This window comes from Amycolatopsis sp. CA-161197, from assembly GCF_050942255.1.
Lineage (GTDB): Bacteria > Actinomycetota > Actinomycetes > Mycobacteriales > Pseudonocardiaceae > Amycolatopsis.
Window position 1 is genome coordinate 7809113 of record NZ_CP192059.1, and the last position, 21523, is coordinate 7830635.

A 21523-nucleotide genomic window follows, 5' to 3' on the forward strand; every position below is an offset into this window, starting at 1 on the left:
GCCGCGCGGCCGGCCAGCGATTTTCGGGGCTCGGGAGGGCAGATGCGCAGGACCGTGGACTGGGCCGACGGCGCCGTCGTGATCATCGACCAGGTCGCGCTGCCGGGCGCGTACCGGACGCTGGAGCTGCGGACGGTCGACGACCTCGTCGGCGCGATCCAGCGGCTCGCCGTGCGGGGCGCTCCCGCGCTGGGGGCCGCGGGGGCTCTGGGTGTCGCGCTGGCGGCGTTCGCCGGCGACAACGTGCAAGCCGAAGCCGAACGCCTCGCGACCGCCCGCCCGACGGCCGTCAACCTCCGCTGGGGCGTCACCCGCGCCCTCGGCAAGCTCGGCGAAGGCCCCGAAGCCGTCCTCGCCGAGGCGCTCGCGATGCTCGACGAGGACGAGCACCTCAACCGCACCGCCTCGGGCCACGCGGCGGACGTCGTGCTGCGCGAGACCACCCGCCGCCCGCTGCGGCTGCTGAGCCACTGCAACGCGGGCCACCTCGCCACCGTCGGGTGGGGCACGGCGCTCGGCGTCGTCTGGCACCTGCACGAGCGGGGCCTCGTCGAGTCCGTGCTGGTCGACGAAACCCGGCCCCTGCTGCAGGGCTCCCGCCTCACCGCGTGGGAGCTCGCCCAGGCCGGCGTGCCCTACCGCGTCCAGCCTGACAGTGCCGCCGCTCTCGCCATGTCCCGCGGCCTCGTCGACTGCGTCCTCGTGGGCGCCGACCGCATCGCCGCGAACGGTGACGTCGCCAACAAGATCGGCACCTACGGCCTCGCGATCGCCGCCGCCCACCACGGCGTGCCGTTCGTCGTCGTCGCTCCGGAGTCCACTGTGGACGCCTCGATCGCCACGGGCGCGGACATCGAGATCGAGGAACGCCGGCCTTCGGAGCTCACCCGGTTCGGTGACGCCCGAATCGCCCCCGACGGCGCCGAGGTCTTCAACCCGGCCTTCGACGTGACTCCCGCCGCACTCATCACGGCCGTGGTGACCGAAAACGGCGTCCGGACTCCTCAGCCGACGTCGTAGACCGCGACGGTTCCCTTTCCTGCCACGACGATTCGGCCCGGGCCGAGCATGTGCAGCCCCACGGCCCGGCCGGCCACACGGGTCCGCGTGAGACGGGTGCCGTCGGAGGCCCAGCGTTCGAGGTGGCCTGCGTTGTCGAGCGTCACCAGGCCGTCGGCCACCGCGACCGAGCCGACCAGGCGTTCGCCGCTCGTCGGGCGGGGGACGGCGGCCGCGGGTGCCGGGTGGGTACGCCACGAGGTGGGGTCCAGCGTGCGGCCGCCGACCACGGCACCGGAGCCAGAGACCTCAAAGGCGGGACCGGCGGTGGAGCCGGACCGGGTCCACCGCAGCTCCCCCGTCGCGCGGTCCAGGGCGCGCAGCGGGGTGTCGCCGCGCCGGCCGCCGACGAGGACGAGGTTCGGGGAGGCCACGACCTGGCCCGCAGGCCACCCGACGTCGCGGGTCCAGCGCGGTTCGCCATTCGCCCAGGAGAGGCAGAACAGGCGGCCGGGCAGCTGGGGCAGGGCGAACACGTCGGGGCCGTCCACGACAACGGCGTGCGGCCACGTGCCGAGCGGTGCGTCCCAGCGGACCGTGCCGTCGGAGCCCGCGAGGCGGACGAGGCGAGTGGACCGTTCGTGCGCCAGAACGTCACCGTCGGCGACGGCGAACCCCTCAGTCACGGGTCGCTGGTGCAGCGGCCGTTCCCACCTCAGCTTGAACACGGCCACATCGGACCAGCCGACCGACCGCCCGGCAAGGCAATTACCCCACGAGCGACCGGTACAGCTGCAGATGCGCCCGCGCCGCAGCCGCCCACGTGTGGCGCTCGGCCAAGGCCACTCCCGCCGCGCGGTCTTCCGTCCCGGAATCCAGCGCGGCCCGGATCGAGGCCGCGAAGCCGTGCGGCGTGGAGGCGAACCGCGCCACCCCACCGAAAACTTCGCGCAACACCGGCAGATCCCGCGTCACCAACGGAACTCCGGCGGCGAGGGCTTCCATCGCCGCCAGACCGAAGCCCTCCTTCGTCGAAGGAAAGGCGAAAACCGCCGCCGAACGCACCAGTGACGGCAGCACGTCATGCTCAACCGGCCCCAGCACCACCGGATCCACGCCCAGCTCGGCCGCCCGCTTGTCCCAGCGCTCGCGGTAGTCGCGGTAGTCGAAGAGCGTCTCGCCGCCCGCGATCACCAAGCGCACCGGAGGGTCGAGCAGCGCGACGGCCTCCAGCAGATCCAGCGAACCCTTGCGGGGCTCGATCCCGCCGACCGCGAGCACGTACCGGCCGAACCGTTCCCGCCAATCCCCGTACGGCGCCGAAGAAAACCGTGCGGCATCAACGCCGTTGGGGATCACCGTGGCCTCGATCCCCCAGCCCGCACGCACCTCCTCGGCCACCGACGCCGACACGCACACGTGCGCGAACGGCCGGGTGATCGCCCGCTCGTGACACGCGGCCAGCTCGGGCGTGGTGAACGTGTCGAGGTGGTGCACCGTCCGCACGCAGCGGTCCACGGCGTTGGCCGAAATGCAGTCCTGCGCGTGCACGATGTCGTACGCACCGGCCGGAAAAGCCGCGCGCAACACCTCGATCGAGCGCACGATCCGCGCGCCCACCGACTCACCCGGCACGTCGGGAAACGGCACCACCGCCGTCGTCACCCGCGGGTCCACCGGCCGGAAGAAGCCGCTGTCACCGCCGCGACCGAGCGTCCACACGGTCACGTCCTCACCCAGCGCGGCCAGTGCCTCGGCCAGCGCCAGCGTGTGCACCACGCCGCCGCGGGGTTTCGTCGAATAGCTCAGCAACGCGATGCGCAACGTCAGCCCTCCCGGTACGCGAAAGGTTTGCGTTCCCCCAGGTGGTGCAGCACGCGGCGGGCGTTCGCGACTTCCCCCGCCACGTCGACCTCGCCCACCGCGAGGCCCGCCTTCGACCAGGTGCGCGCGAGGATCTCGCCGCCGGGGCCGACGACCTTGGCCTGGCCGAGGAACCGCATGCCGCCCATCGCGCCGGTCTGGTTGGACGACACGAGCACGACCTGGTTCTCGGCGGCGCGCGCCTGGTCGTACAGGTCGAACAGCCGCGACTGGCGGTCCTGCGCCATCCGCGGAGCCCGGTCGGTGATGCTTGTCGGCCACGCCGAGAGGCACGCGACGATCTCCGCACCGTCCACCGCGAGCGAGCGCGCCGACTCCGGGAACGTCTTGTCGTAGTCGATCAGCATCCCGACGCGCCCGACCGGGGTGTCGAACGCGGCGAAGGAATCCCCCGCGTCGTACGCAACGCTTTCCCCCGGCGGCTGGTGCACCTTCCGGTGGTGGCCGAGCACGCCGTCGCCCGTCACGCACACGGCGGCGTTGTAGCGGCGCGCGCCGTCGGCCTCGCAGTAGCCCACGCACACGGTCATCTCCGCGGCCAGCGCCTGCACCGTTTTCAGCTCGGGGCACCCGGATTCGAGCGCCGGCGGCAGCGCGTCCGGGTCGGGGTGGCGCAGGTCGGCGAGGTAGCCGCCGAGCGCCGCGTCGGGCAGCACCAGCAGGTCCGCGCCGCTCTGGCGCGCGTGGTCGATCAACGTGGCGATGCGCCGCAGGTCGAACTCGAGGTCACGCCCGAAGTGCGCGGCCACCGCGGCGATCCGGAGCCGGCCCATTCACCCGCCCACCGCATACGCGGCGGGCCGGCGGTCGGCCAGGTGCGCCATCGCGCGCCGCGCGCCCGCCAACGCGGCGGCGACGTCCACCTCGGCGATCGCCAGGCCTTCGGCCACGCCCGTGTCGGCCAGTACGTCACCACCCGGGTCGACGATCTTCGCGCTCGCCACGAACCGGAGGTCACCGAAGGTGCCCGACTGGTTCGCCGAGACCCACACGATCTGGTTCTCCAGCGCCCGCGCCCGGTCGAACAGGTCGAAGCGGCGCTTCCAGCGGTCCTCGGCGAGGTCGGCGCTCGGGTTGGTCCGGCTGCCCGGCCACGCCGACATGCAGACGACCACCTCGGCCCCGTCCAGGGCCAGCGCCCGCGCCGACTCCGGAAACGCCTTGTCGTAGCAGATCATCATGCCCAGCCGGCCCACCGGCGTGTCGAACGCGGCGAACCCGCTGCCCGCGCCGTAGCTCGCGTCCTCCGACAACGGCTGGTGCACCTTCCGGTGGTGCCCCAGCACGCCGTCGCCGGTCACGCACACGGCCGAGTTGTAGCGCCGGTCGCCGTCGCGCTCGCAGTACCCGGCCGTGACGACGAGGTCGCCCGCCAGCTCGGCCAGCCGGCGGATTTCCGGGCCCGCCGGGTCGAGCGCGGGCGGTCCCTCCGCGTCGCCGTCGAGGTTCGCGAGGTACCCGCCGAGCGCCGCCTCGGGCAGCGCCAGCAATCCGACGCCCTCGGCCCTGGCTTCCGCGATCAGCTTCTCGATCCGCGCGAAGTCGCTCTCGACATCGCGGTCGAAGGGGGCCGCCACCGCGGCCATCCGCACCGTGCTCATGTTCTCTCCTCGGTCATGCTGCCTCCCCCAACCCCGTGACCCCGCCGTCCACGACGGTCGTCACCTCGCCGTCCGGCCACCGCAGCCGCACGCCGGATCCCGCCACGAGCTCACCGCATCCGGCGGTGACGGCGGCGCGGGCCGGAGCGGGCGCCCCGGCCGTGAGCATCGCGAAGCCCGGGAAACACGTGAACCAGTCGCCCACCGTCGTCCCGGCCGGGCGTGGCACCTTCGCGACGTCGAGCACCGCACCGCAACCCGATGCCTCGGCGAGCATCCCGAGCGTGCCGGCGAGGCCCGCCATCGACACGTCCTTGGCCGCCGCGGGCCGCGCCCGGGCGACGGCGCCGAGCAGGTCCCGCAGCTCCGGCGTGCGCCGTGAGCTCGTCGAATCCCATTGCCGCCCGGTGTATCCGGGCCGCCAGCGCCCCTCGAGGTCGGCGGTCAGGTACACCGTCTGCCCGGGTTTCCCGCCACCGCCCGGCACCGGCTCGGCCGCGCGGCCCAGCGCGGTCACGGCCAGCGAAGCCGGCACGCCGAACTGCGTGTGCCCGCCCAGCACCGGCACGCCGTACGCATTGCTCGCCTTCCGGAGTCCGGAAAGGACTCTCGCGGCGAACGACGCGTCCCGCGCACCCAGCGCGTCCAGCAGCGCAACGGGTTCCGCGCCCATCGCGGCCAGGTCGTTCACGTTCACCAGCACCGAGCACCAGCCGGCCCATTCCGGATCGCGCTCGACCATCGACGGCACGATCGCGTCGCACGCCGCCACCAGGTCGCTGTCCGGAATCGGCACACCGTCGTCACCGAAGAACCCCGGGCTGCCGGTGAGCCCGGGCAGCAGTGTCCCCAGTGGACGTTTGGTGGCCTGCGCCAGCGCGGCCACGCGGCCGATGGGCCAGCGCATCAGCACGTGCTCCACACCCGCGACCGTCACCGGCCGGACGTTCTGCCAGCCCAGGCGCGTGAACATCCGCTCGTTCTGCACCTGCACGGTCGCCTCGAAGCGCAACGCGCCTTCCGTTTCGGCGCGGGCGCACGCGGCTCGCACGAGTGCGCGTCCGACACCGTGCGGGCTGCCCGGCGCGACGACCAGCCGCCCGCCGGTCCACCAGCCGAAGTCCGGACCGTCCTGTGCCGGGCCGAGCCGGACGCCGCCGAGCACGGTGCCGGCGGCGTCGCGCGCGACGAGCACCAGCGTCCGCGGGTCGGTGTCGCGGTCGTCGACGTCGTGGTGGTCGAACAGGCCTTGGCGCTCCACGAACGTCGCGTGCCGCAGCGCGCGGTAGGCCGTCAGTCCACCGTGGTCGGCCGGTTCGATCCGGAACGCGGGCGGGGCAACGGCGCTGCGAGAATCACCGAGCAACGCCAGGATGTCGTGGTCCACGTCAGCCTCCCGCCGCACTCAGCACGCTGCACGCTCCGCAAGCCGCGCAGCCGGCGCCCTGGTCGGCCCCGACCATGCCCGCGGCCCGCAGCAGTTCCGCCACCCGGCGCGTCACGTCCCGCACCAGCGCGGGCGAGGGAGCCACCGCGCCGTCGCGCCGGGCGAGCGTGCCGAGCATCGGCCGCATCGGCACCACGAACGGGTACACGCCCCGCTCGATCAGCCGGCCGGCGCCGTCGACGAGCTCGTCCGGGTCCTCGCCCAGGCCGATCAGCAGGTACGTCGACACGCGGTTGGGGCCGAACACGCGCACGGCCTCGTCCCACGCCGCCTCGTACTCCGCCATCGGCACGCTCGACTTGCCGGGCATCCACCGCCGGCGCACGTCGTCGTCGAGCGACTCCACGTGGATGCCGATCGACGTCACGCCCGCCACGTGCAGCTCGGTCAGCACGGCGAGGTCGCCGGGCGGCTCGATCTGCACCTGGATCGGCAGGCCGGGCACGGCTTCGAGCACCGCGCGGACGCAGCGCACGAGGTGGCGCGCGCCGCGATCCGGCCCGGCCGTGGTGCCGGTGGTGAGCACCATCTGCTTCACTCCGTCGAGCCGCACCGCCGCTTCCGCGACCTCGGCGAGCTGCGCCGGGGTCTTGGCCGCGACCGTCGAATCGGCGCGCAGCGACTCTTCGATGGTGCAGAACCGGCAGCGCTGGTCTTCGACGTAGCGGATGCACGTCTGCACGACCGTGCTCGCGAGCACGTCCTTCCCGTGCAGCAGCGCGATCTTGCGGTACGGCACGCCGTCCGCGGTGGACAGATCGTAGAACTTCGGCCGCGCCACGGGCTCGACGCTCAGGCCGAGGTCGAGCGAGCCACGGAAGACGCGGCCTTCCCTTACTCGGTAAGGACTTTCGTCGTTGAGCGGCAGCGTGGCGTTGGCACCGTCGACGACCAGGTGCCCGTCGTCACTCGGCCCGGCGCCTTTGCTGCGCTGCACGGGTGCGTCCATCCGCACCCCGCGGACGGCCATGTCGGCGCGGGTGTCCAGACTGTCTTCGGTGTCGATGTCAGTGGTGCCAACGCGCACGCCCGCCTCCTAGAACATGTACGTGGAGTTGATGATCGCGCCCTTGCGCGCGTAGTGGATCAACGCGTCCTGCACGTCGAGCGGGTGTGCCGGGATCACGCCTTCGATCAGGTCTTCTTCGCGCGCGCCGTGCAGCGAAAGCCCGAAGCGGCAGCAGTAGACCTTGCCACCCTCGGCGATGAACGTCTTGAGCTGGTCGTTGATGTTCAGCTCACCGGGGAACGCGGCGTTGCCGGTGGTGGGGAACCCGCGCGTGGCCAGGCAGTTGAGCGAACCCGGGCCGTAGAAGTAGATCGCGGTCTCGAAACCCTTGCGCAGCGCGCGGGTCGCCTGCAGGATCGCGACGAAGCTCACCGACGACTCGTGCGCGATGCCGTGCACGAGGGTGAAGTACGTCTCCCCGTTCTCCGCCTGGTAGTCGGGGAAGATCTTGGTGGCGCCGTAGAGGTTCGAACCCTGCGGCAAGGAGGGGTGCGGAATCTCGTCGAGGCTGGTCTTCTCGAGGTCGGTCAGCTCGGCCATCGGTCATTTCCCTTTCTTCGGTCCGTACAGCACCTCGAACGTGCTCCGGAAAACGTGGTCGGCCAGCTCGCCGTCGCCGACCACCGCGGTCAGCTTCGCGAGCTCGCCCTCGTAGTCGCCCCACGGCTGGTCGGAGGCGAAGAGCACGCGGTCGTGCCCGATGCCCCGCCGGGAGATCTCCTCGGCGAGCCAGCGCGGGGTGAAGCCGATCGCCCAGGACAGGTCGGTGTAGACCTGTTTGCCGGCGGCGATCCAGTCGAAGAAGCGGCCGCCGGCGAGCTTGATGTGCCCGCTCATCCCGCCGCCGAAGTGCACGAGGTGCAGCTTCGCGTCGTCGGCGTAGACGTCCACGAGCTTGCCCACTTCGTCCACATCGGACGCGGCGCCGGGCGAGGTGTGCACGTGGACGACGAGGTCGTGCTCGCGGGCGGTGGCGAAGATCTTGTCGAGCTGGGGTTTGCAATCCGGGTCGCTCGCGCGGCCGCCGAGGAGGAAGCTGAGCTTGAGCGCGCGGACACCGGGTTCACCGGCCAGCTTGAGCGCCTGGTCGGTTCTCGCGGCGTCTTCTTTTCGCGGCGACACCCACAGGGCCGCCGCGATCCGATCGTCCTTCTCGGACGCTTCGACGCAGAGCTCATTGAAGGAGAACGCGATCTCCGGGTCGGGCACCCCGTAGTTGGGGATCACGAGGGCGCGTTCGGTGCCTTCGCGGTCCAGATCGGACAGCAGCTCGTCGATGGTCGCCCGCGCACCGAGGTCCGGGGCGACGGGCGGGCCGCCGTAGAACGGGTACGCGGGCAGCACGCCGAGGTGGCGGTGGGCGTCGGCGATCCAGCGCATCACGCGACCGTCCTCGGGGCGACCCAGTCGTCGGCCGGCGCGGTGTTGCGGGGCGTGCCGGAGATCCAGCGGACGTCGGCCGCGCGCTCGCCCGCGACGATCCGGCGCGCCAGGTACTCCGCGTCGGCGCCGACGCCGCAGAAGCGGCCGGAGCCCCAGGTGTGCTGCCACGGCAGGCCGAGGAAGAACAGCCCCTGGCAGCTCGTGACGCCGCGGCGGTGCGTCGGGTAGCCCTTGCCGTCGAACACGGGGACGTCGATCCAGCGGTGGTCGCGGCCGAAACCGGTGCTCCAGACTACGGCGGAGATCCTGGTGGCGTCGAGGGTCCGCGGCTCGTCGTCCGGCTGCCAGACGGGGGTGTAGCGCGGTTCGACCGGGGCGTCGATGTTCTTCTTGGTGAGGTAGGCGTCGATCGAGTCCTTGATGCCTTCGGACACGGCGTCGGCCGCGTCGAGGTTGCGGCGCAGATCGGGGGCGAAGGTCAGCGTGTGGTCGCGGACGTCGGTGAGGCGCCCGTAGAGCTGCATGCCCTCACGGGCGAAGGCGCGCAGGTCGATGTCGTGGCCGCCGTCGCGCCCGGTCACGTAGTGGTTGGCGCGGAACCGGACGGCGTCGGCGTCGGCGAACTCGTCGATTCCCCTGGCGTAGTAACCCATGTCGTCGAGCCAGGCCACCACGTCGCGGCCCCGGTAACGCCGCGCCACCCGAGGCGCCGACCCCACCGCGAGGTGCACACGGCGGCCGGCGAGGTGCAGGTCCTCGGCGATCTGGCAGCCGGACTGGCCGGTGCCCACCACGAGGATTTCGCCGTCGGGCAGCTGCTGCGGGTTGCGGTACTGGGAACTGTGCAGCTGCGTCGTGGCCGCCGGCAACCGTTCGGCCAGCCGCGGCGTCAGCGGCACCTGGTACGGGCCGGTCGCCACCACGACGTGGTCCGCCGTCAGCTCACCCTGCGTGGTGGCCACCCGGAACCCGCCCCCGGGCACCCTCGTCAGGCGCGTGGCCTCGACCCCCTCGACGATCGGCACGTCGAAGGATTTCTTGTACTCTTCGAGGTAGGCGACGATGTCGTCGCGCACCATGAACCCGTCCGGATCATCACCCGGATAGGGGAAACCGGGAAGCCGGCACTGCCAGTTGGGCGTCACCAGGCAGAAGCTGTCCCACCGGCGGTCGCGCCACTCGTGCCCCGCGCTCTCGCGCTCGAGCACCACGTGCCCGACCCCGGCGGTCGTCAGGCACTGGGACATCGAGAGCCCCGCCTGTCCGCCGCCGACCACGATCACCGGCCGGTGCAGGCCGTCGAGCTGGAAGTTCATGCCGCACAGTGCACCGCCGGGCGAAGTCCGAACCGTTTCATCCGGAACACTGCCGTGTTACATGCGCCCCGCCGCGTTACGGTTCACCGGGGTGCGCGTTAACACGATTTCGGGCGGGGATAGGAAAAAGGGCCCCTCCGCAGCAAGCGGAAGGGCCCTTCACCGAGCTCACCTCAAGGCCGAGGGCCTACGACCTCCGCGCCGTCCGTGATGGTGATGGCCATGGCCGGGCAGGAGTCGGCGGCGTCGAGCGCCGTTTCGTCCGGGGCGATGGTGTCGGACAGCGGGTGGGCGACCGGGCCGTCCAGTTCGAAGAGCTCCGGCATCAGCGAGGCGCACATGCCGGAGCCGATGCACGTGTGTTCGTCGACTTCCACTTTCCAGGTCATCGTCACCACCCGATCGGCATGGAGCGTGGTCCGCGGACCAGCATCTGGGTCTTCCACACGATATCGCCGGCGAGGTGGAGAGTCGGCATTTCGCGCGTCAGAGCCTTCAGCGCCTCCTGCAGCTCCAGGCGGGCGAGCGGCGCGCCGAGGCAGTGGTGCACGCCGTGGCCGAAGCCGAGGTGGTGGGTGTCCTCGCGGTCGAACACGAGGGTGTCGGCGTCGGCGAACTGGAGGCGGTCGCGGTTGGCCGCGCCGATCGCGACGAGCACCGGTTCGCCCTCGCGGACGAGCACGTCGCCGACCTGCACGTCTTCGGTGGCGTAGCGCGCGAAGCCGGCGCCGGCGCCCAGCGGGACGAAGCGCAGCAGCTCCTCGACGGCGGCGTTGATCAGTGACGGGTCCTCGACGAGCCTCTTCCACTGCTCCGGCTGGTCGAGCAGCGCGTAGACGAAGTTCGGGATCTGGCTCGCCGTGGTCTCGTGGCCGGCGATCAGGATCCCGACACACAGGTCGACCAGCTCCAGCTCCGTGAGCCGGTCACGCACGTCGCGCGCCTCGATCAGCGCCGTCATCAAGTCGTCCTGCGGCTGCTCACGGTGCTGCGCGATCAGGCCCGACATGTACTCACGCAGCTCCGCGCGGTTGCGCTCGAACTCCTCGGCGGTCAGGCCGCTCGAGGTCAGCGCGGCGTCGCTCCACACGCGGAACTTCGCACGGTCCTCGGTCGGCACGCCGAGCAGCTCGCAGATCACCGCGACGGGGATCGGCAGCGCGTACGCGTCGACCAGGTCGGCGGGCTGCCCGGCCGCCTTCATGTCCTCGATCAGGCCGGTCGCCAGCTCCTCGACACGCGGCCGCAGCAGCTCCACGCGCCGGACGGTGAACGCCTTCGCGACGAGCGTGCGAAGCCGCGTGTGGTCCGGCGGGTCCATGGTGAGGATGCCGCCCGAACGCCGGTGCGCGGCCATCCGCGGCTCGTCCTTCTGTTCCGACATCGCGCGCGAGAACCGCCGGTCGCCCAGCACGAGCCGGGCGTCGGCGAACCGCGTGGCGAGCCAGGCCGGCTCACCGTGCGGCATCTGCACGCGGATCATGCCCTCCGCGTCACGGGCGGCGGCATACGCCGCGTTGAGCGCGAGCCCCGCCTCTTCGTTGAACGGGTACGCAAGCGGCTCCGACTGCGTGGTGGTCATGCGGGGAACTCCCAATCTGACGGAAAGTCCGGTTTGTAAGCACCTGCTTACAAACACGGTACCGAGTCGGCCCCGACTTGTCAGCCGCTGCGCAGCGGAAGATCGAAGTTCCGGTTCAGTCGTAGGAGACCCAGACCTGCAGCCAGTGGCTGCTCTCAGCGGCCTTGAGGATCTCGATGCTGACGTCGATCGGCCCGGTGTCGGGGTGCCGCAGCCGGGTGACGCCGGCCCGGCGATAGGCGACCGGGTGAGCAGTCCACCGGGTGGCGAAGTCCGGCACCGCGGTCAGCTCGTCGACCAACGCCGCGCCCGCCGCGTCGACGCCCTGGTCGGCCTGAATCGCCCGCAGCCAGCCGACCAGCTCGTCGGCGGTGCTCGCCCAATCCTCGCCGAAAACCCGGCGCGCACTCGGGTGCAGGAAGTGGTAGCGCAGCAGGTTGGGTGAATCGTGGTCGAGGAATCCCAACGGCCGGACGATCGACTCCCACGCGCCGTTCCAGGCGATCACGTCGAACGTCCCCCCGAGCAGGCACGCCGGGGTCTGACCGAGCCGGTCCAGCAGCACCCGCAGGCTCGGGCGGACTTCGTCTTCGGGCCGGTGCCGGGGCAGCAGGCCCTCCCCCTGACGCCGGACGGCCAGGGCAGCCAGATGCCGCTTCTCGTCCTCGGACAGGCGCAGCGCATCGGCCAGCGCAGTCAGTATCCCGATGGACGGGTTGGTGTCGCGGCCCTGCTCCAGCCGCTCCAGGTACTCGACGCTGATGCCGGCGAGGGTGGCCAGTTCCTCGCGGCGCAGCCCGGGCGTCCGCCGCCGGCCGTGGGAGACTAGACCCACGTCCTCGGGTTTGATCTGTTCCCGCCGTGCCCGGAGGAATGCCGCCAACTCGGCCACGCCATCGACCATGGTCAGATGATGCCCGTCGACCTGCTCGGTCCGCACCAACCAAACGTGTGACGAAAGCGACCGCCCCGCAACGACATCGCCTTCTGCGGACTGGGGTTGCCGGATTTTCGAAGAACAATTTCCCGCGTCGTACCGGCCGTCGAAATCCCGGAGCCGAGCAAGATCGGCCCCGGGATTTCGGAGACAGGCCGGAGTACTACGCGATCGCTCCGATCTGGATGTTCCATTCGCGGACCGCGACCGTCGCCTGCCCGGCGCGGACGATCGGGCTGTCCCGGTAGCGCGTCGCCACTTCATCCGGTGACAGGCCGCGAAGCACTGCCATGCCGCCCACGCCGTCGGTGAACCCGCCGGTGAGGCCGAGCAGACCGTCGGCCCGCAGCCGCTCCAGGAATTCCTTCTGTGCACCGGCGACGTCCGGGGTGGGCGGACCGTCGACGAAGGTGAGGGTCACGACAACGTGCGCCATCATCGAACTCCTTCGGGCGAGCCGGAAGCCGCGGGAAATCGCGGAGTGAGCCAGTCGACGACCGTCTGCAGCGCCTTTTCGCGCTGCACGACCGGAAAACCGAAGTGGTCGCCGTCGTGGAACCGGATTGTCTTGTCCGCGGCCGGGCTGGCGTCGTACTGGGCCTGGGTGTCGTCCGGGAAGCCGAGGTTGTCCCCGGTGAAACCGACGAGCAGCAACGGCACGTCCACCGACTTCAGCGACTCGACCAGCACGGCCCGGGTGGACAGTCCTGACCACGTGCTCAGCCACGCCCGCGGGGTGACCAGCCGGCCGAAGCCGCCGGGCGCGTAGTTGATCTCATCCGGTCGCGGGCCGAGGATCGAAGCCGCCCTCCGGGTGGACCGCTCGGCGTGCAGCCGCACGTCCAGGTACGCCGGGTCGGCCTCGGTCCGGTGCACGACCAGGTAGTGCCCGACGGTCGCGTGGCGGGTGATCCGGGTTCGTTCCTCGATCGGCAGGTCCGCGAAGCCGGGGGCGTCGCGCATGTCGCGGTAGCGCCGCTGCTCGGCGATCAACCCCCGAGCCCGGGCGTCCAACCGAGCCACCCGCGCCCGCTGGGCCGCGCGGTACCGCTGCAGGAACTCCTCCGAGTACGTGCTCGGCTCCGGTGGCTCGCGGTAGCCGTTCGCGGCGTTGTACATGTCCAGATCGGGATCGACGGCAAGCGGGTCCCCCTCGTCGATCACCGACGGGTCGATCGCCCTGAGCATGAACGAACCCTGACCGGGGTGGGCCCCGAGCAGGACGACGCCGTCCGCCTTCGGCATGGCGACCTCGTTGAGGTCCAGCGGTTCCCCCGCGGCGGTGTCACGCAGCCGATCGGGAGGCGGTGTGCTCGCCTGCTGCTGGTAAAACGCCATCAACGAACCGCCGCCGCTGTTGCCGAGGAGGATCACCCGGTCGAATCCGCGCTCGTCGCGCAGGTGGGTCAGCGCGGCGGCGAGGTCGAGGAGCAGCCGCTCGTGCTCACAGTCGACGTCGTTGTTCAGCGTCCGGGTCTGGTGGGCGTAGAAGGCGTATCCCGCCTCCACGATCGCTGGTGCGGCGTAGAACCGGCTCAGGTCGCCGCGCGGATGCGACACCACCATCACCGTTTTTTCGCCGCCCCGGGCGTAGAGCACGCCGCGCGAGGCGGCGCCGTCAGCGGCGCGGATGGGCACGACCGTCGACGCGGTACCGGCGGGCAGCCGGTCGAAGTCGACCACGCCGATGCCGACCGTGCCGACCCGGGGCTGCTCGTCGGCCGCGGAGGCCTCGCCGGAACCCGTCACTTGGCCGTCACCCCTTCGCGAATCTGGTCCCCGTCCCGCTTGAACCTCAGGGCACCCGGGTCCACGTGCAGCTGGCCCTTCGTGTCCACGATGATGTACTGCATGTCCACCGACCCCCCGCCGCCGCGGATGGTCTCGCGGGCCTTCTCGGCGACGTCGGCCGGGAGGCCGTGGTGCATGCCCTGCGGGGTCAGCGAAATGCTGGCCGGGGCGACCGGCAGGCCCATTGCAGTGCCGCCGTGGACGAAGATGAACTCGTCGTAGTCCATGTTGCGGTGGTACGGCGGCACCGGCTCGGCGTCCGGAGCGGTCTCGTACGGCCGCTGCACCATGTTGCCCACCAACGAGCTGGGCGAGGCGAAGATGCCGTACGCGCTCGGCATGATGTGGATCCGGTCGCTCATCACCGGCCGGTAGTCCCGGATGTTCATCTTCATCGGGAACAGATCGCCCTTCCACCCCTCCACGTCGATGGGGTCGAAGTCGTAGAAGATGGAGGTGTACTCGTTGCGGAACTTGAGCCGCAACGGGTACTCGCCCGCGTCGTTGCGGCCGTCGCCGAGCTCGTCGAGCTGCGGGGTCGGGACGACGAAAAGATCGGTGTCGAACGGCGCCCGGCGGCCGATCGGGCCGGCGTCGGCGAGCCCGAGCTCCTCCGTCGACTCGATGAGCAGCAGGTAGTTGTCGGAGGTCTCCGGGCGGATCCGGTAAGTGACGCCCTTGGGCACCAGCACCCAGTCTCCGGGCTCGTACGGCAGCGGCCCGAACTCGGTGTAGAAAGTGCCGGTTCCCCGATGGACGAAGTAGATCTCGTCGCCGTCGGCGTTGCGCACCGAGAACGGCATGTCGGCGCTTCGCCGGCTCACCCAGATCGACACCGCGTCGTTGTGGAACAACCGCATCGGGCCGCCCGCCGGGTCGGCCAGGTCCGTCGGCTCCAGCCGCGCGCCGTCGATGTCGACGTGGTTGGTGTTGCCTTCCACGCGCGTCCACTTCGTCGGCTCGTGGCGGCGGTACAGCTGCGTGTCCCGGCCGGCGAAACCCTGCCGCGTCAGCATGTCCTCGTGCAGACCGTCGAGCGCGTCGTAACCGGTGATCGCTTGGCGCAGGACCGTGCCTCTGCGCTGCTGGATCCACGAGGTCATGGGTGTGTAGTTCACGAGCGGTCCTTCCGATCGGCTGGTTGATCGTCGAGAAGGACGATGACGCCGGCGCACAACCCGGGACAACGCTCTGCGAATACCCTTACCTGCAGGGAGACCCTCGGGGCGGCCACGTCAGCATCTCCCCCCGGATACGACTATCGGCAGGGCGTTCCACCACGGGTCGATGAGCGGCATCGTCGAAATCCGGGCCGTCCCCGTGGCCCGTGACCCGAAGGAGCAATGAGCCCGGTGAGTGACTACCGCATCGGCCTGCTGGTGCCGAGTTCCAACACGACGATGGAGACCGAGGTCCCCGAGGTGTTGCGCCGGGTGGCGGCCGCGACCGGCGACCGGTTCACGTTCCACTCCAGCCGGATGCGCATGAACACGGTCAGCGCCGAGGAGCTGGCCAGGATGAACGCCGACGCGGACCGGGCGGTGGTCGAACTGGCCGACGCCCGCATGGATGTGATGGCCTACGCGTGCCTCGTCGCGATCATGGCCCAGGGCCGTGGCGCGCATCGGGAAATCGAGCAGCGCCTCACCCGTACCTCGGCCGAAGCCGGCGACGCCGTCGAGGTCGTGTCCAGCGCCGGAGCGCTGGTCGCCGGCCTGCATCGGCTCGGCGCGCGCAAGGTCTCGCTGATCACGCCCTACCTCAAGCCGCTGACCGCGCGAGTCGTCGACTACATCGAGGGCGAAGGCATCGAAGTGCAGGACGCGATCAGTCTCGAAGTCGACGACAACCTGGCCGTCGGACGCCTCGACCCGTCCCGGCTGCCGGAGATCGCGGGCAGGCTCGACACCCGTGGAGCGGACGCCGTCGTGCTGAGCGCGTGCGTGCAGATGCCCTCGCTGGCGGCGATTCCCGCCGCGGAGAAGGTGGTCGAGCTCCCGGTCGTCACCGCCGCGACCGCCACGTCGTGGCAGGTGCTGTCCGCGCTCGGCGTCCACGTCCCGGTGCCGGCGGCCGGCGCGCTGTTCCGCGACTGACCGAACCCGCACCGCACAAGCACCCGGCCCCGACGCGGGGTCCTCACGAGGAGAAGCGAACGATGACCACATCCCCCACCACGCAGATCCGAGACGGGGCCCCGGGCCGCCTCGGCGATCCCGCGCGGTCGCTCGCGACCGATCCTCGCGTCGACCCCCGGGTCGTCGCCGCACTGGCGCCGTTCGGGGCAGCAGAGCCGGCTTCGCCACCGCCGGTCGGCCCCAGCAGCTCGCGGGCCGAGCTGCTGGAGTTCGCGGAGGGCATGGAATCCGGCACAGAGGCCATGTTCGACGCGCTGATGACGGGGCTGCCCGAGGTCGAAGGAGTCGAGACCGAGACGCTGACGATCACCGCGACCGCCGGGCACACCATCGAGCTGTACGTGACTCGCCCGGTCGGCGTGTCGCACCTGCTGCCCTGCGTCTTCCACCTCCACGGCGGCGGCATGGTCATCGCGTCGGCCGCCAACTCTGCCCACGACCGGTGGCGCCGCGAGCTCGCCGCCACCGGGCTTGTCGTGGTCGGGGTCGAGTTCCGCAACGGCGCCGGCCGGCTCGGCCCACACCCGTTCCCGGCGGGGCTCGACGACTGTGCCGACGGCCTGCGCTGGGTGGCGTCCCGGACGGCGGAGCTGGGCATCTCCCACATCGTGGTGGCCGGTGAGTCCGGCGGTGCCAACCTGGCGCTGGCCCTGACCATCCGGGCCAAGCGGGAGGGTTTTCTCGCGGAGATCTCGGGAGTTCACGCCCAGTGCCCCCACATCCACGGGAAGTGGGGCGAGGACTCCCCGGCGCTGCCGTCGCTGGTGGAGAACGACGGCTACTTCATGAACCGAGCCGCCCTCGCCGCCCTCGCCGAGGTCTACGACCCCGGCTTCGCGAACGCCGACGACGCCACGTGCTGGCCCGCCCGGGCCACCGCCGAAGATCTGGCGGACCTGCCGCCGCACGTCATCTCGGTGAACGAGCTCGACCCGCTGCGAGACGAGGGAATCGCCTACCACCGCGCCCTCCTGGCGGCCGGCGTGCAGTCGCGGGCCTGGTTGAACCTGGGTCTGTGCCACACCGGCGAGACGTTGTTCCGCGCCACCATGCCCGACGTGTACGCCGCGACCATCGCCAGCATCAGCCGCTTCGCACACCTCCTGCGCTGATCCGGGCGCTGCGCCCGGGACGCCGGCGCGAGCTACCGCGGGCCGTCCCCACGGGTGTGCCCGCCGGTGAAGTTCCCTGTCTCCGGGTCGAGGTGCCCGTGCAGCACCTGTTCGTGCACGCCCGGCGGGATGGCCGGCGGCTCGGGCGCGGTCCCGGTCCACTCCCCCAGGTCACCGCCGCCGGCGACGACCTCGTCCAGGAACTCCCGCACCGGCAGCGAAGACGGCGGGAGGAACGCCGGCAACCCGTTGCGCGGCACGGCGATCACGCTCGGGATGCACGCCTTGTCGAAGTCTCCGTCCTCGAGGAACGCGACGCTGTTGAACGGCACGATCCACGCCAGCTCGTGCTCCGACACGAACTCCTCTTCCACGACGAGCCGCCCCACCACGGGGTGGATCAGCTCCGGGCCGACCTGGTCGGCGATGAACCGCGTCGCGATCGCCACGGCGTCCTGTTTCTGCATCTGCTCCGCCTGTCCGAATCAGCCGTTGAAGTGCTGGTCTGCCCTGAGCCAGTCCTGGTAGACGTCGTCGACGCCGGTGCCCGCGCCCGGGTTCGGCCCGGGCACAGCCGGCGGTGGCGGGGCCGCCGGCGGCGCGGCCGGCGGGGGCGTCCACCCGGGCGGCGGGCCCTGCGCGCCGTGCACCGGCGGGTCGTAGCGGAAGTACTGCAGGTTGCGCGGGTCGGTGTCCAGCTTGCCGAGCTTGCCCGACTGCCCGTCGAGGAACACGACACCCTTGTCCGTGTTGATCACGTTCATCACGTGGGAGCTGCGGTCGTCGCGGTGGACGATCACGTAACCCTTGCTGCCGGGGTGCTCACTGGCCTTGTCGATGACCTGGTCCCAGCTGTCCAGGTCCTCCGGGCGCCCGGCGTTCGGGTTCTTCTGCCGCAACGGGTGGTTCGGCCCGACCGCGGTGCCGATCTGCTGGTCCTCGGGCAGCTTCGGCGCGGGTTTGACCTTGCCGCCGAGCATCTCGTCGACGGACGTGATGGCCAGCGTGCAGTTCTTGCCGTCCTTGGTCGGGTTCAGCTTGTTGAGGTTCGGGTAGTACTTGCTCGCGAAATTGCCCGCGCCGAGGGTGTCGGCGTTGATCGACGGCTTGGTCGTGCCACCCGGGCCGGCCGCGGCCTTCACCTTGTTGCCGGGGACGAAAACGCCGCCGACCTTGTTGAAGAACGAGCTGGTGGTGTCGCCGAGGCCGTGCACCGGGGAGTCGAGCGGGTCCGGGCTGCGGGGCGGCGCGGATTTCGGGGTGCCGCCGCCGGTGCCGGACGTGTGCGTGGTGTCGCCCGACTTCGGGGTGCCGCCGCCCGCGCTCGACTTCGCCGTGCCGCCGCCTCCGCCCGACTTCGCCGGCGGGGGCGTGAAGTCGGATCCCGAACCGCTGTAGCCCGAGCCACCCGGCGTGTCATCGCCCGCCTTCGCCGCGGGCGGCGGGGTGTAGTCCTTCGGCGCGCCTTCGTAGCCGGACGTCTTGGTCGAGTCGTCCGCGCCCGACTTGCCCGGGGGCGGGGTGTAGTCCTTCGGCGCGCCCTCGTAACCACCGCCCTTGGGCGTGCCGCCTCCGTCGCCACCGGCGGTTTTGACCGGCGGGGCCGTCGGGGTGCCGCTGAGATCCTTCGTCTTCGGCGGCGGGGCGACCTTGCCGCCCTTGAGGCTCTTCAGCGCCTTGCCCGCGTCTTCGAACAGCGTCCCGGCCTTCTTCAGCAGCGGGACCAGTGCTTTGAGGGCCTTGACCAGCTTCGTGACCAGGCCCGTGATCTGCGACGCCGTCTTCGCGACGGCACTCGCGACCTGCGGGACGACCCACGCCAGGCCGATGCCGAGCGTGAACACCACCTGCAGCGCCCAGCTGATCAAGTGCCCGATGAGCTCGGAGATGATGTCGCGCACGAGCGTCCGGACGGCGGCGACCACCTCACCCGCGGTCTTGACCCCGGACGACGCGCCCTCGGTCCCCTTCTGCGCCGACTGCAGCAGTGTGCCGATGTCCTGCGCGCGCTGCCGGTAGGCGTCCGACGCGGAGCCCGACCACGACTGCAGGTCGGCGTTCACGGCGTCGGTCAGGTCCGAGGCGACGCTGCCGAGCTCCTTGGCGACGTTCGCCCACGTCTCGGATTGCGCCTTGATCTGGTCGGCGTTGCCGGTGAGGCCGTTGAGCGCGTCCTTGAGCGGGCCGACGTGCTCCATGAGCCACGACACACCCGCGGCCAGGATCGCGCCGAACGGGTCCATCGCCACCGACAACGCGTCGAGCGCGGTCCCCACCGCCCCCATCGCGACCGACGCCCAGTCGCCCGACTCGATGGCCGTCGAGAGGTCGTTCGCGGTCTCCAGCAGGGAAATCCCCGAATACGCCTTGGTCGAATCCACGGTCGGCGCAATCAGCGGATTGCTCATGCGGTGTCTCCTCGTGCCCTGAACTCGATCTCATCCCATCACGGCCACGCGGGCGCCGTCGGTTCACCCACCCTGATGTGTCACCGCGCACAAACCCACCCCGAGGAGTGCACGATCGACCCGGCTCGCTCGCGTGCCGCGGCGCCGATGCGCCCTCATCGCGTGCACTGCGGTTAACCTCGTGCGCGAACGGGAGGCGCCATGACCGCAGAATCGCACGCCCGGAAGCGGGACGCCGCCGCGACGAAAGCGGCGCTGCTCGACGCCGCCGAACAGCTCTTCGCCGAGCGCGGCTTCGACCGCACCACCGTGCGCGACATCGCCGGCCGCGCAGGCGCGAACCAGGCGTTGCTGTTCCGCTACTTCGGCAGCAAAGAAGCCCTCTTCGAGTCCGTCATGGCCCGCGGCGGCTTCGCCCAGCTCGAGGCGACCCCGCCCGAGCACCTGTTCACCGAAGCGCTGCGCAGCCTCCTCAAGGACGACTCGGAACGCCGCGACCGCTCGCTGGAGACCTACCTGCGCTCCACCGGCACCGACGGCGCCGGCGCCGCCCTGCGCGACCAGCTCGGCGAGGAGTACGCCCGGGCGCTCGCCTCCCTCACCGACGAGCCCGACGCCGCGCTGCGCGCCGACCTAGCGCTGGCCTGGCTGCTCGGCATCGGCCTCGTCCGCGCGGTCACCCGCAAGGACCCCCTGGCGAGCGCCTCACCGGAAGACGTGGCCCGGCTGACGGGGCCGGCGGTGCGGACGTTGCTGGAGCGGAGCGAGTAGGCCCGGCGTCACGATCGCGCGGACGCGGTCGGCGCACCCGGCATCGCCGCCTCGGAGGCCCGCCGCCGGGACGCCTGCGTCGGCTGACCGAGTCGGTTCGGCGGATCAGGCGCCCTGAGTGGTGAGCCAGCTGTCGATGGTGCCGGTCGCCAGCGCGGCGGCGGGGCTGAGGGTGAGGGAGTGCGCAGCGCCCGGGATGGCGGCGGCGGTGAAGGACGCGGCAGAGGGGAAGAAGCCGCGCTCGGCCTGGGTGATGGCGGCGGCCGTGGTACAGGCGTGGCCGAGGGCGCCGGCGCAGAAAAGGGTGTCGGCGGCGCCGTTTGCGATGAGGACTGGGGCGGTGACGGCGAAGGAGTTGGTGACGGGCAGGACGCTGAGGGCTTGCACCGCGCCGTCGGCCTCGGTGGCGGAGAGGACCGACTTCGTGGCCTCGTCGTGGGCGACGGCGGAGGCGCTGGCGTTGTCGCCGTCGAAGAGGGTGCGGCGGTGGCCCGGCAGGGTCGTGAGCAGGCCCGCGTCGAGGCCGACGGTGGGGCCGACCTGGGCATCGAGGATGGCCGGGTGGAGATGCCGCGTGAAGGTCTGCGCGAGGATGTCCGGCGACAGGTGATGGGTCATGCCGGTGAGGACGAGGTCGTCGACGTCGTGGTAGGTGCCGGCCTCCGCCATCGTCTCGATGGAGCCGAGTGAGTGGCCGACGAGCGCGACGCGGTCGTACGCGTGCCCGCCGACGGCGCCGTGGCGCAGGGCCGTGATCACCTGGTGCAGCACGGCCGACTCGGTCTCCGCGGTGATCAGCACGGACGGCAGATGAGCCGACTCGCCGTAGCCGAGCTTGTCGATCGCAAGGGTGGCGTAGCCGTCCGCGGCCGCGGCGGCGGGGACGTCGAACGCCTCGTCCCAGTAGTGCCGATCGTAAGTCGCGCCGTGGACGAGCAGCTGCACCGTCCGGGGCTGCCGCCCGGCCGGCACGCAGTAGGTGCCGTGCACGTGGGCGGACACGACGAGGTCGGCGGTCACCGGGAGGTCGACCTCCGTACAGCTCTTGGCCGGCTCGGCGGCCGCGGGCGACACCACCACGGCCGTCGCGGCGAGCACCGCCGCGAGAACGAGGCCCACGCGACGGGCGGCGTTCATGAGAACCT

The 21523-nt window shown here is 71.4% G+C and carries 22 protein-coding genes and 1 pseudogene; 4 read left to right on the plus strand and 19 right to left on the minus strand.

The features are described from left to right. The first annotated feature begins 42 nt into the window (after positions 1 to 42). Positions 43 to 1020 carry an S-methyl-5-thioribose-1-phosphate isomerase gene (mtnA, locus tag ACQPXB_RS36860; protein ID WP_432846141.1) on the plus strand — a complete coding sequence of 326 codons (978 nt, stop codon included), beginning with the start codon at positions 43 to 45 and terminating at the stop codon, positions 1018 to 1020. Here mtnA and ACQPXB_RS36865 read toward each other — a convergent pair. The 15 genes from ACQPXB_RS36865 to ACQPXB_RS36935 all read right to left on the minus strand — a co-directional run bounded on the left by ACQPXB_RS36865 (position 1005) and on the right by ACQPXB_RS36935 (position 15067). Further along, positions 1005 to 1685 (minus strand): PQQ-binding-like beta-propeller repeat protein, encoded by a 681-nt coding sequence (locus ACQPXB_RS36865; RefSeq protein WP_432846143.1) that lies wholly within the window; start codon positions 1683 to 1685, stop codon positions 1005 to 1007. The genes mtnA and ACQPXB_RS36865 overlap by 16 nt on opposite strands. An 82-nt stretch (positions 1686 to 1767) precedes the next feature. Continuing rightward, a complete protein-coding gene (locus ACQPXB_RS36870; protein ID WP_386947752.1) occupies positions 1768 to 2823 on the minus strand; it encodes an MSMEG_0565 family glycosyltransferase in 1056 nt (351 codons plus the stop codon). A gap of 2 nt (positions 2824 to 2825) precedes the next feature. After that, complete coding sequence (locus tag ACQPXB_RS36875; protein WP_432846145.1) at positions 2826 to 3656, minus strand: carbon-nitrogen hydrolase family protein; 831 nt, start codon at positions 3654 to 3656, stop codon at positions 2826 to 2828. Next, positions 3657 to 4484 (minus strand): carbon-nitrogen hydrolase family protein, encoded by an 828-nt coding sequence (locus tag ACQPXB_RS36880; protein WP_366582820.1) that lies wholly within the window; start codon positions 4482 to 4484, stop codon positions 3657 to 3659. A 13-nt stretch (positions 4485 to 4497) separates the two neighbouring features. Further along, positions 4498 to 5871 carry an MSMEG_0567/sll0787 family protein gene (locus tag ACQPXB_RS36885; protein WP_366582821.1) on the minus strand — a complete coding sequence of 458 codons (1374 nt, stop codon included), beginning with the start codon at positions 5869 to 5871 and terminating at the stop codon, positions 4498 to 4500. Between the two features lies 1 nt (position 5872). Further along, positions 5873 to 6958, minus strand: coding sequence for an MSMEG_0568 family radical SAM protein (locus ACQPXB_RS36890; protein ID WP_432846148.1), 1086 nt, complete (start codon positions 6956 to 6958; stop codon positions 5873 to 5875). 9 nt (positions 6959 to 6967) lie between these two features. Next, the gene (locus ACQPXB_RS36895) at positions 6968 to 7480 is read right to left on the minus strand and encodes an MSMEG_0572/Sll0783 family nitrogen starvation response protein (protein ID WP_220243137.1); all 513 of its coding nucleotides are present in this window, start codon (positions 7478 to 7480) and stop codon (positions 6968 to 6970) included. 3 nt (positions 7481 to 7483) lie between these two features. Then, positions 7484 to 8320 (minus strand): amidohydrolase family protein, encoded by an 837-nt coding sequence (locus tag ACQPXB_RS36900; protein WP_366582988.1) that lies wholly within the window; start codon positions 8318 to 8320, stop codon positions 7484 to 7486. After that, complete coding sequence (locus ACQPXB_RS36905) at positions 8320 to 9639, minus strand: MSMEG_0569 family flavin-dependent oxidoreductase (protein WP_432846149.1); 1320 nt, start codon at positions 9637 to 9639, stop codon at positions 8320 to 8322. The genes ACQPXB_RS36900 and ACQPXB_RS36905 overlap by 1 nt, the downstream gene beginning before the upstream one ends. 173 nt (positions 9640 to 9812) lie before the next feature. Then, positions 9813 to 10028 carry a ferredoxin gene (locus tag ACQPXB_RS36910; protein WP_366582824.1) on the minus strand — a complete coding sequence of 72 codons (216 nt, stop codon included), beginning with the start codon at positions 10026 to 10028 and terminating at the stop codon, positions 9813 to 9815. Between the two features lie 2 nt (positions 10029 to 10030). Next, positions 10031 to 11221 (minus strand): cytochrome P450, encoded by a 1191-nt coding sequence (locus ACQPXB_RS36915; protein WP_366582825.1) that lies wholly within the window; start codon positions 11219 to 11221, stop codon positions 10031 to 10033. A 115-nt stretch (positions 11222 to 11336) separates the two neighbouring features. Next, positions 11337 to 12161 carry a helix-turn-helix domain-containing protein gene (locus ACQPXB_RS36920; protein WP_432846151.1) on the minus strand — a complete coding sequence of 275 codons (825 nt, stop codon included), beginning with the start codon at positions 12159 to 12161 and terminating at the stop codon, positions 11337 to 11339. A gap of 160 nt (positions 12162 to 12321) precedes the next feature. Then, complete coding sequence (locus tag ACQPXB_RS36925; protein WP_432846153.1) at positions 12322 to 12594, minus strand: hypothetical protein; 273 nt, start codon at positions 12592 to 12594, stop codon at positions 12322 to 12324. Then, the gene (locus tag ACQPXB_RS36930; protein ID WP_432846155.1) at positions 12594 to 13907 is read right to left on the minus strand and encodes an alpha/beta hydrolase; all 1314 of its coding nucleotides are present in this window, start codon (positions 13905 to 13907) and stop codon (positions 12594 to 12596) included. Before ACQPXB_RS36930 ends, ACQPXB_RS36925 begins: the two co-directional genes overlap by 1 nt. After that, positions 13904 to 15067, minus strand: a complete 1164-nt coding sequence (locus tag ACQPXB_RS36935) for a homogentisate 1,2-dioxygenase (RefSeq protein ID WP_386947737.1) — start codon at positions 15065 to 15067, stop codon at positions 13904 to 13906. Before ACQPXB_RS36935 ends, ACQPXB_RS36930 begins: the two co-directional genes overlap by 4 nt. Before the next feature lie 225 nt (positions 15068 to 15292). On the opposite strand from ACQPXB_RS36935, the gene ACQPXB_RS36940 reads away from it, so the two are divergent. After that, positions 15293 to 16045, plus strand: coding sequence for a maleate cis-trans isomerase family protein (locus tag ACQPXB_RS36940; RefSeq protein WP_366582830.1), 753 nt, complete (start codon positions 15293 to 15295; stop codon positions 16043 to 16045). A 62-nt stretch (positions 16046 to 16107) separates the two neighbouring features. After that, a complete protein-coding gene (locus ACQPXB_RS36945; RefSeq protein WP_432846157.1) occupies positions 16108 to 17199 on the plus strand; it encodes an alpha/beta hydrolase fold domain-containing protein in 1092 nt (363 codons plus the stop codon). A 32-nt stretch (positions 17200 to 17231) separates the two neighbouring features. Here the strand turns inward: ACQPXB_RS36945 and ACQPXB_RS36950 are convergent, their stop codons facing one another. The 3 genes and pseudogenes from ACQPXB_RS36950 to ACQPXB_RS36960 form a co-directional block, all read right to left on the minus strand. Continuing rightward, positions 17232 to 17666, minus strand: a complete 435-nt coding sequence (locus ACQPXB_RS36950) for a YrhB domain-containing protein (RefSeq protein ID WP_364056956.1) — start codon at positions 17664 to 17666, stop codon at positions 17232 to 17234. Positions 17667 to 17684: 18 nt separating this feature from the next. After that, positions 17685 to 18413, minus strand: a complete 729-nt coding sequence (locus ACQPXB_RS36955; protein WP_366582989.1) for a toxin glutamine deamidase domain-containing protein — start codon at positions 18411 to 18413, stop codon at positions 17685 to 17687. 54 nt (positions 18414 to 18467) lie between these two features. Beyond that, a pseudogene (locus tag ACQPXB_RS36960) lies at positions 18468 to 19607 on the minus strand (WXG100 family type VII secretion target); the annotation flags it as partial. Between the two features lie 201 nt (positions 19608 to 19808). On the opposite strand from ACQPXB_RS36960, the gene ACQPXB_RS36965 reads away from it, so the two are divergent. After that, positions 19809 to 20378 (plus strand): TetR family transcriptional regulator, encoded by a 570-nt coding sequence (locus ACQPXB_RS36965; protein WP_432846158.1) that lies wholly within the window; start codon positions 19809 to 19811, stop codon positions 20376 to 20378. A 105-nt stretch (positions 20379 to 20483) separates the two neighbouring features. Here ACQPXB_RS36965 and ACQPXB_RS36970 read toward each other — a convergent pair whose 3' ends face one another. Continuing rightward, on the minus strand, positions 20484 to 21515 hold the full coding sequence (locus ACQPXB_RS36970) for an alpha/beta hydrolase (protein WP_432846160.1): 1032 nt from the start codon (positions 21513 to 21515) through the stop codon (positions 20484 to 20486). Positions 21516 to 21523: the final 8 nt, after the last annotated feature.

Excerpts from the sequence above, each read along its gene's own strand:
- ACQPXB_RS36925 (WP_432846153.1), bottom strand. The coding sequence starts at position 12,594 with ATGGCGCACGTTGTCGTGACCCTCACCTTCGTCGACGGTCCGCCCACC.
- ACQPXB_RS36900 (WP_366582988.1), bottom strand. The coding sequence starts at position 8,320 with ATGCGCTGGATCGCCGACGCCCACCGCCACCTCGGCGTGCTGCCCGCG.
- ACQPXB_RS36940 (WP_366582830.1), top strand. The coding sequence starts at position 15,293 with ATGAGCCCGGTGAGTGACTACCGCATCGGCCTGCTGGTGCCGAGTTCC.
- ACQPXB_RS36910 (WP_366582824.1), bottom strand. The coding sequence starts at position 10,028 with ATGACCTGGAAAGTGGAAGTCGACGAACACACGTGCATCGGCTCCGGC.
- ACQPXB_RS36915 (WP_366582825.1), bottom strand. The coding sequence starts at position 11,221 with ATGACCACCACGCAGTCGGAGCCGCTTGCGTACCCGTTCAACGAAGAG.
- ACQPXB_RS36950 (WP_364056956.1), bottom strand. The coding sequence starts at position 17,666 with ATGCAGAAACAGGACGCCGTGGCGATCGCGACGCGGTTCATCGCCGAC.
- mtnA (WP_432846141.1), top strand. The coding sequence starts at position 43 with ATGCGCAGGACCGTGGACTGGGCCGACGGCGCCGTCGTGATCATCGAC.
- ACQPXB_RS36970 (WP_432846160.1), bottom strand. The coding sequence starts at position 21,515 with ATGAACGCCGCCCGTCGCGTGGGCCTCGTTCTCGCGGCGGTGCTCGCC.
- ACQPXB_RS36895 (WP_220243137.1), bottom strand. The coding sequence starts at position 7,480 with ATGGCCGAGCTGACCGACCTCGAGAAGACCAGCCTCGACGAGATTCCG.
- ACQPXB_RS36875 (WP_432846145.1), bottom strand. The coding sequence starts at position 3,656 with ATGGGCCGGCTCCGGATCGCCGCGGTGGCCGCGCACTTCGGGCGTGAC.
- ACQPXB_RS36880 (WP_366582820.1), bottom strand. The coding sequence starts at position 4,484 with ATGAGCACGGTGCGGATGGCCGCGGTGGCGGCCCCCTTCGACCGCGAT.
- ACQPXB_RS36945 (WP_432846157.1), top strand. The coding sequence starts at position 16,108 with ATGACCACATCCCCCACCACGCAGATCCGAGACGGGGCCCCGGGCCGC.
- ACQPXB_RS36905 (WP_432846149.1), bottom strand. The coding sequence starts at position 9,639 with ATGAACTTCCAGCTCGACGGCCTGCACCGGCCGGTGATCGTGGTCGGC.
- ACQPXB_RS36965 (WP_432846158.1), top strand. The coding sequence starts at position 19,809 with ATGACCGCAGAATCGCACGCCCGGAAGCGGGACGCCGCCGCGACGAAA.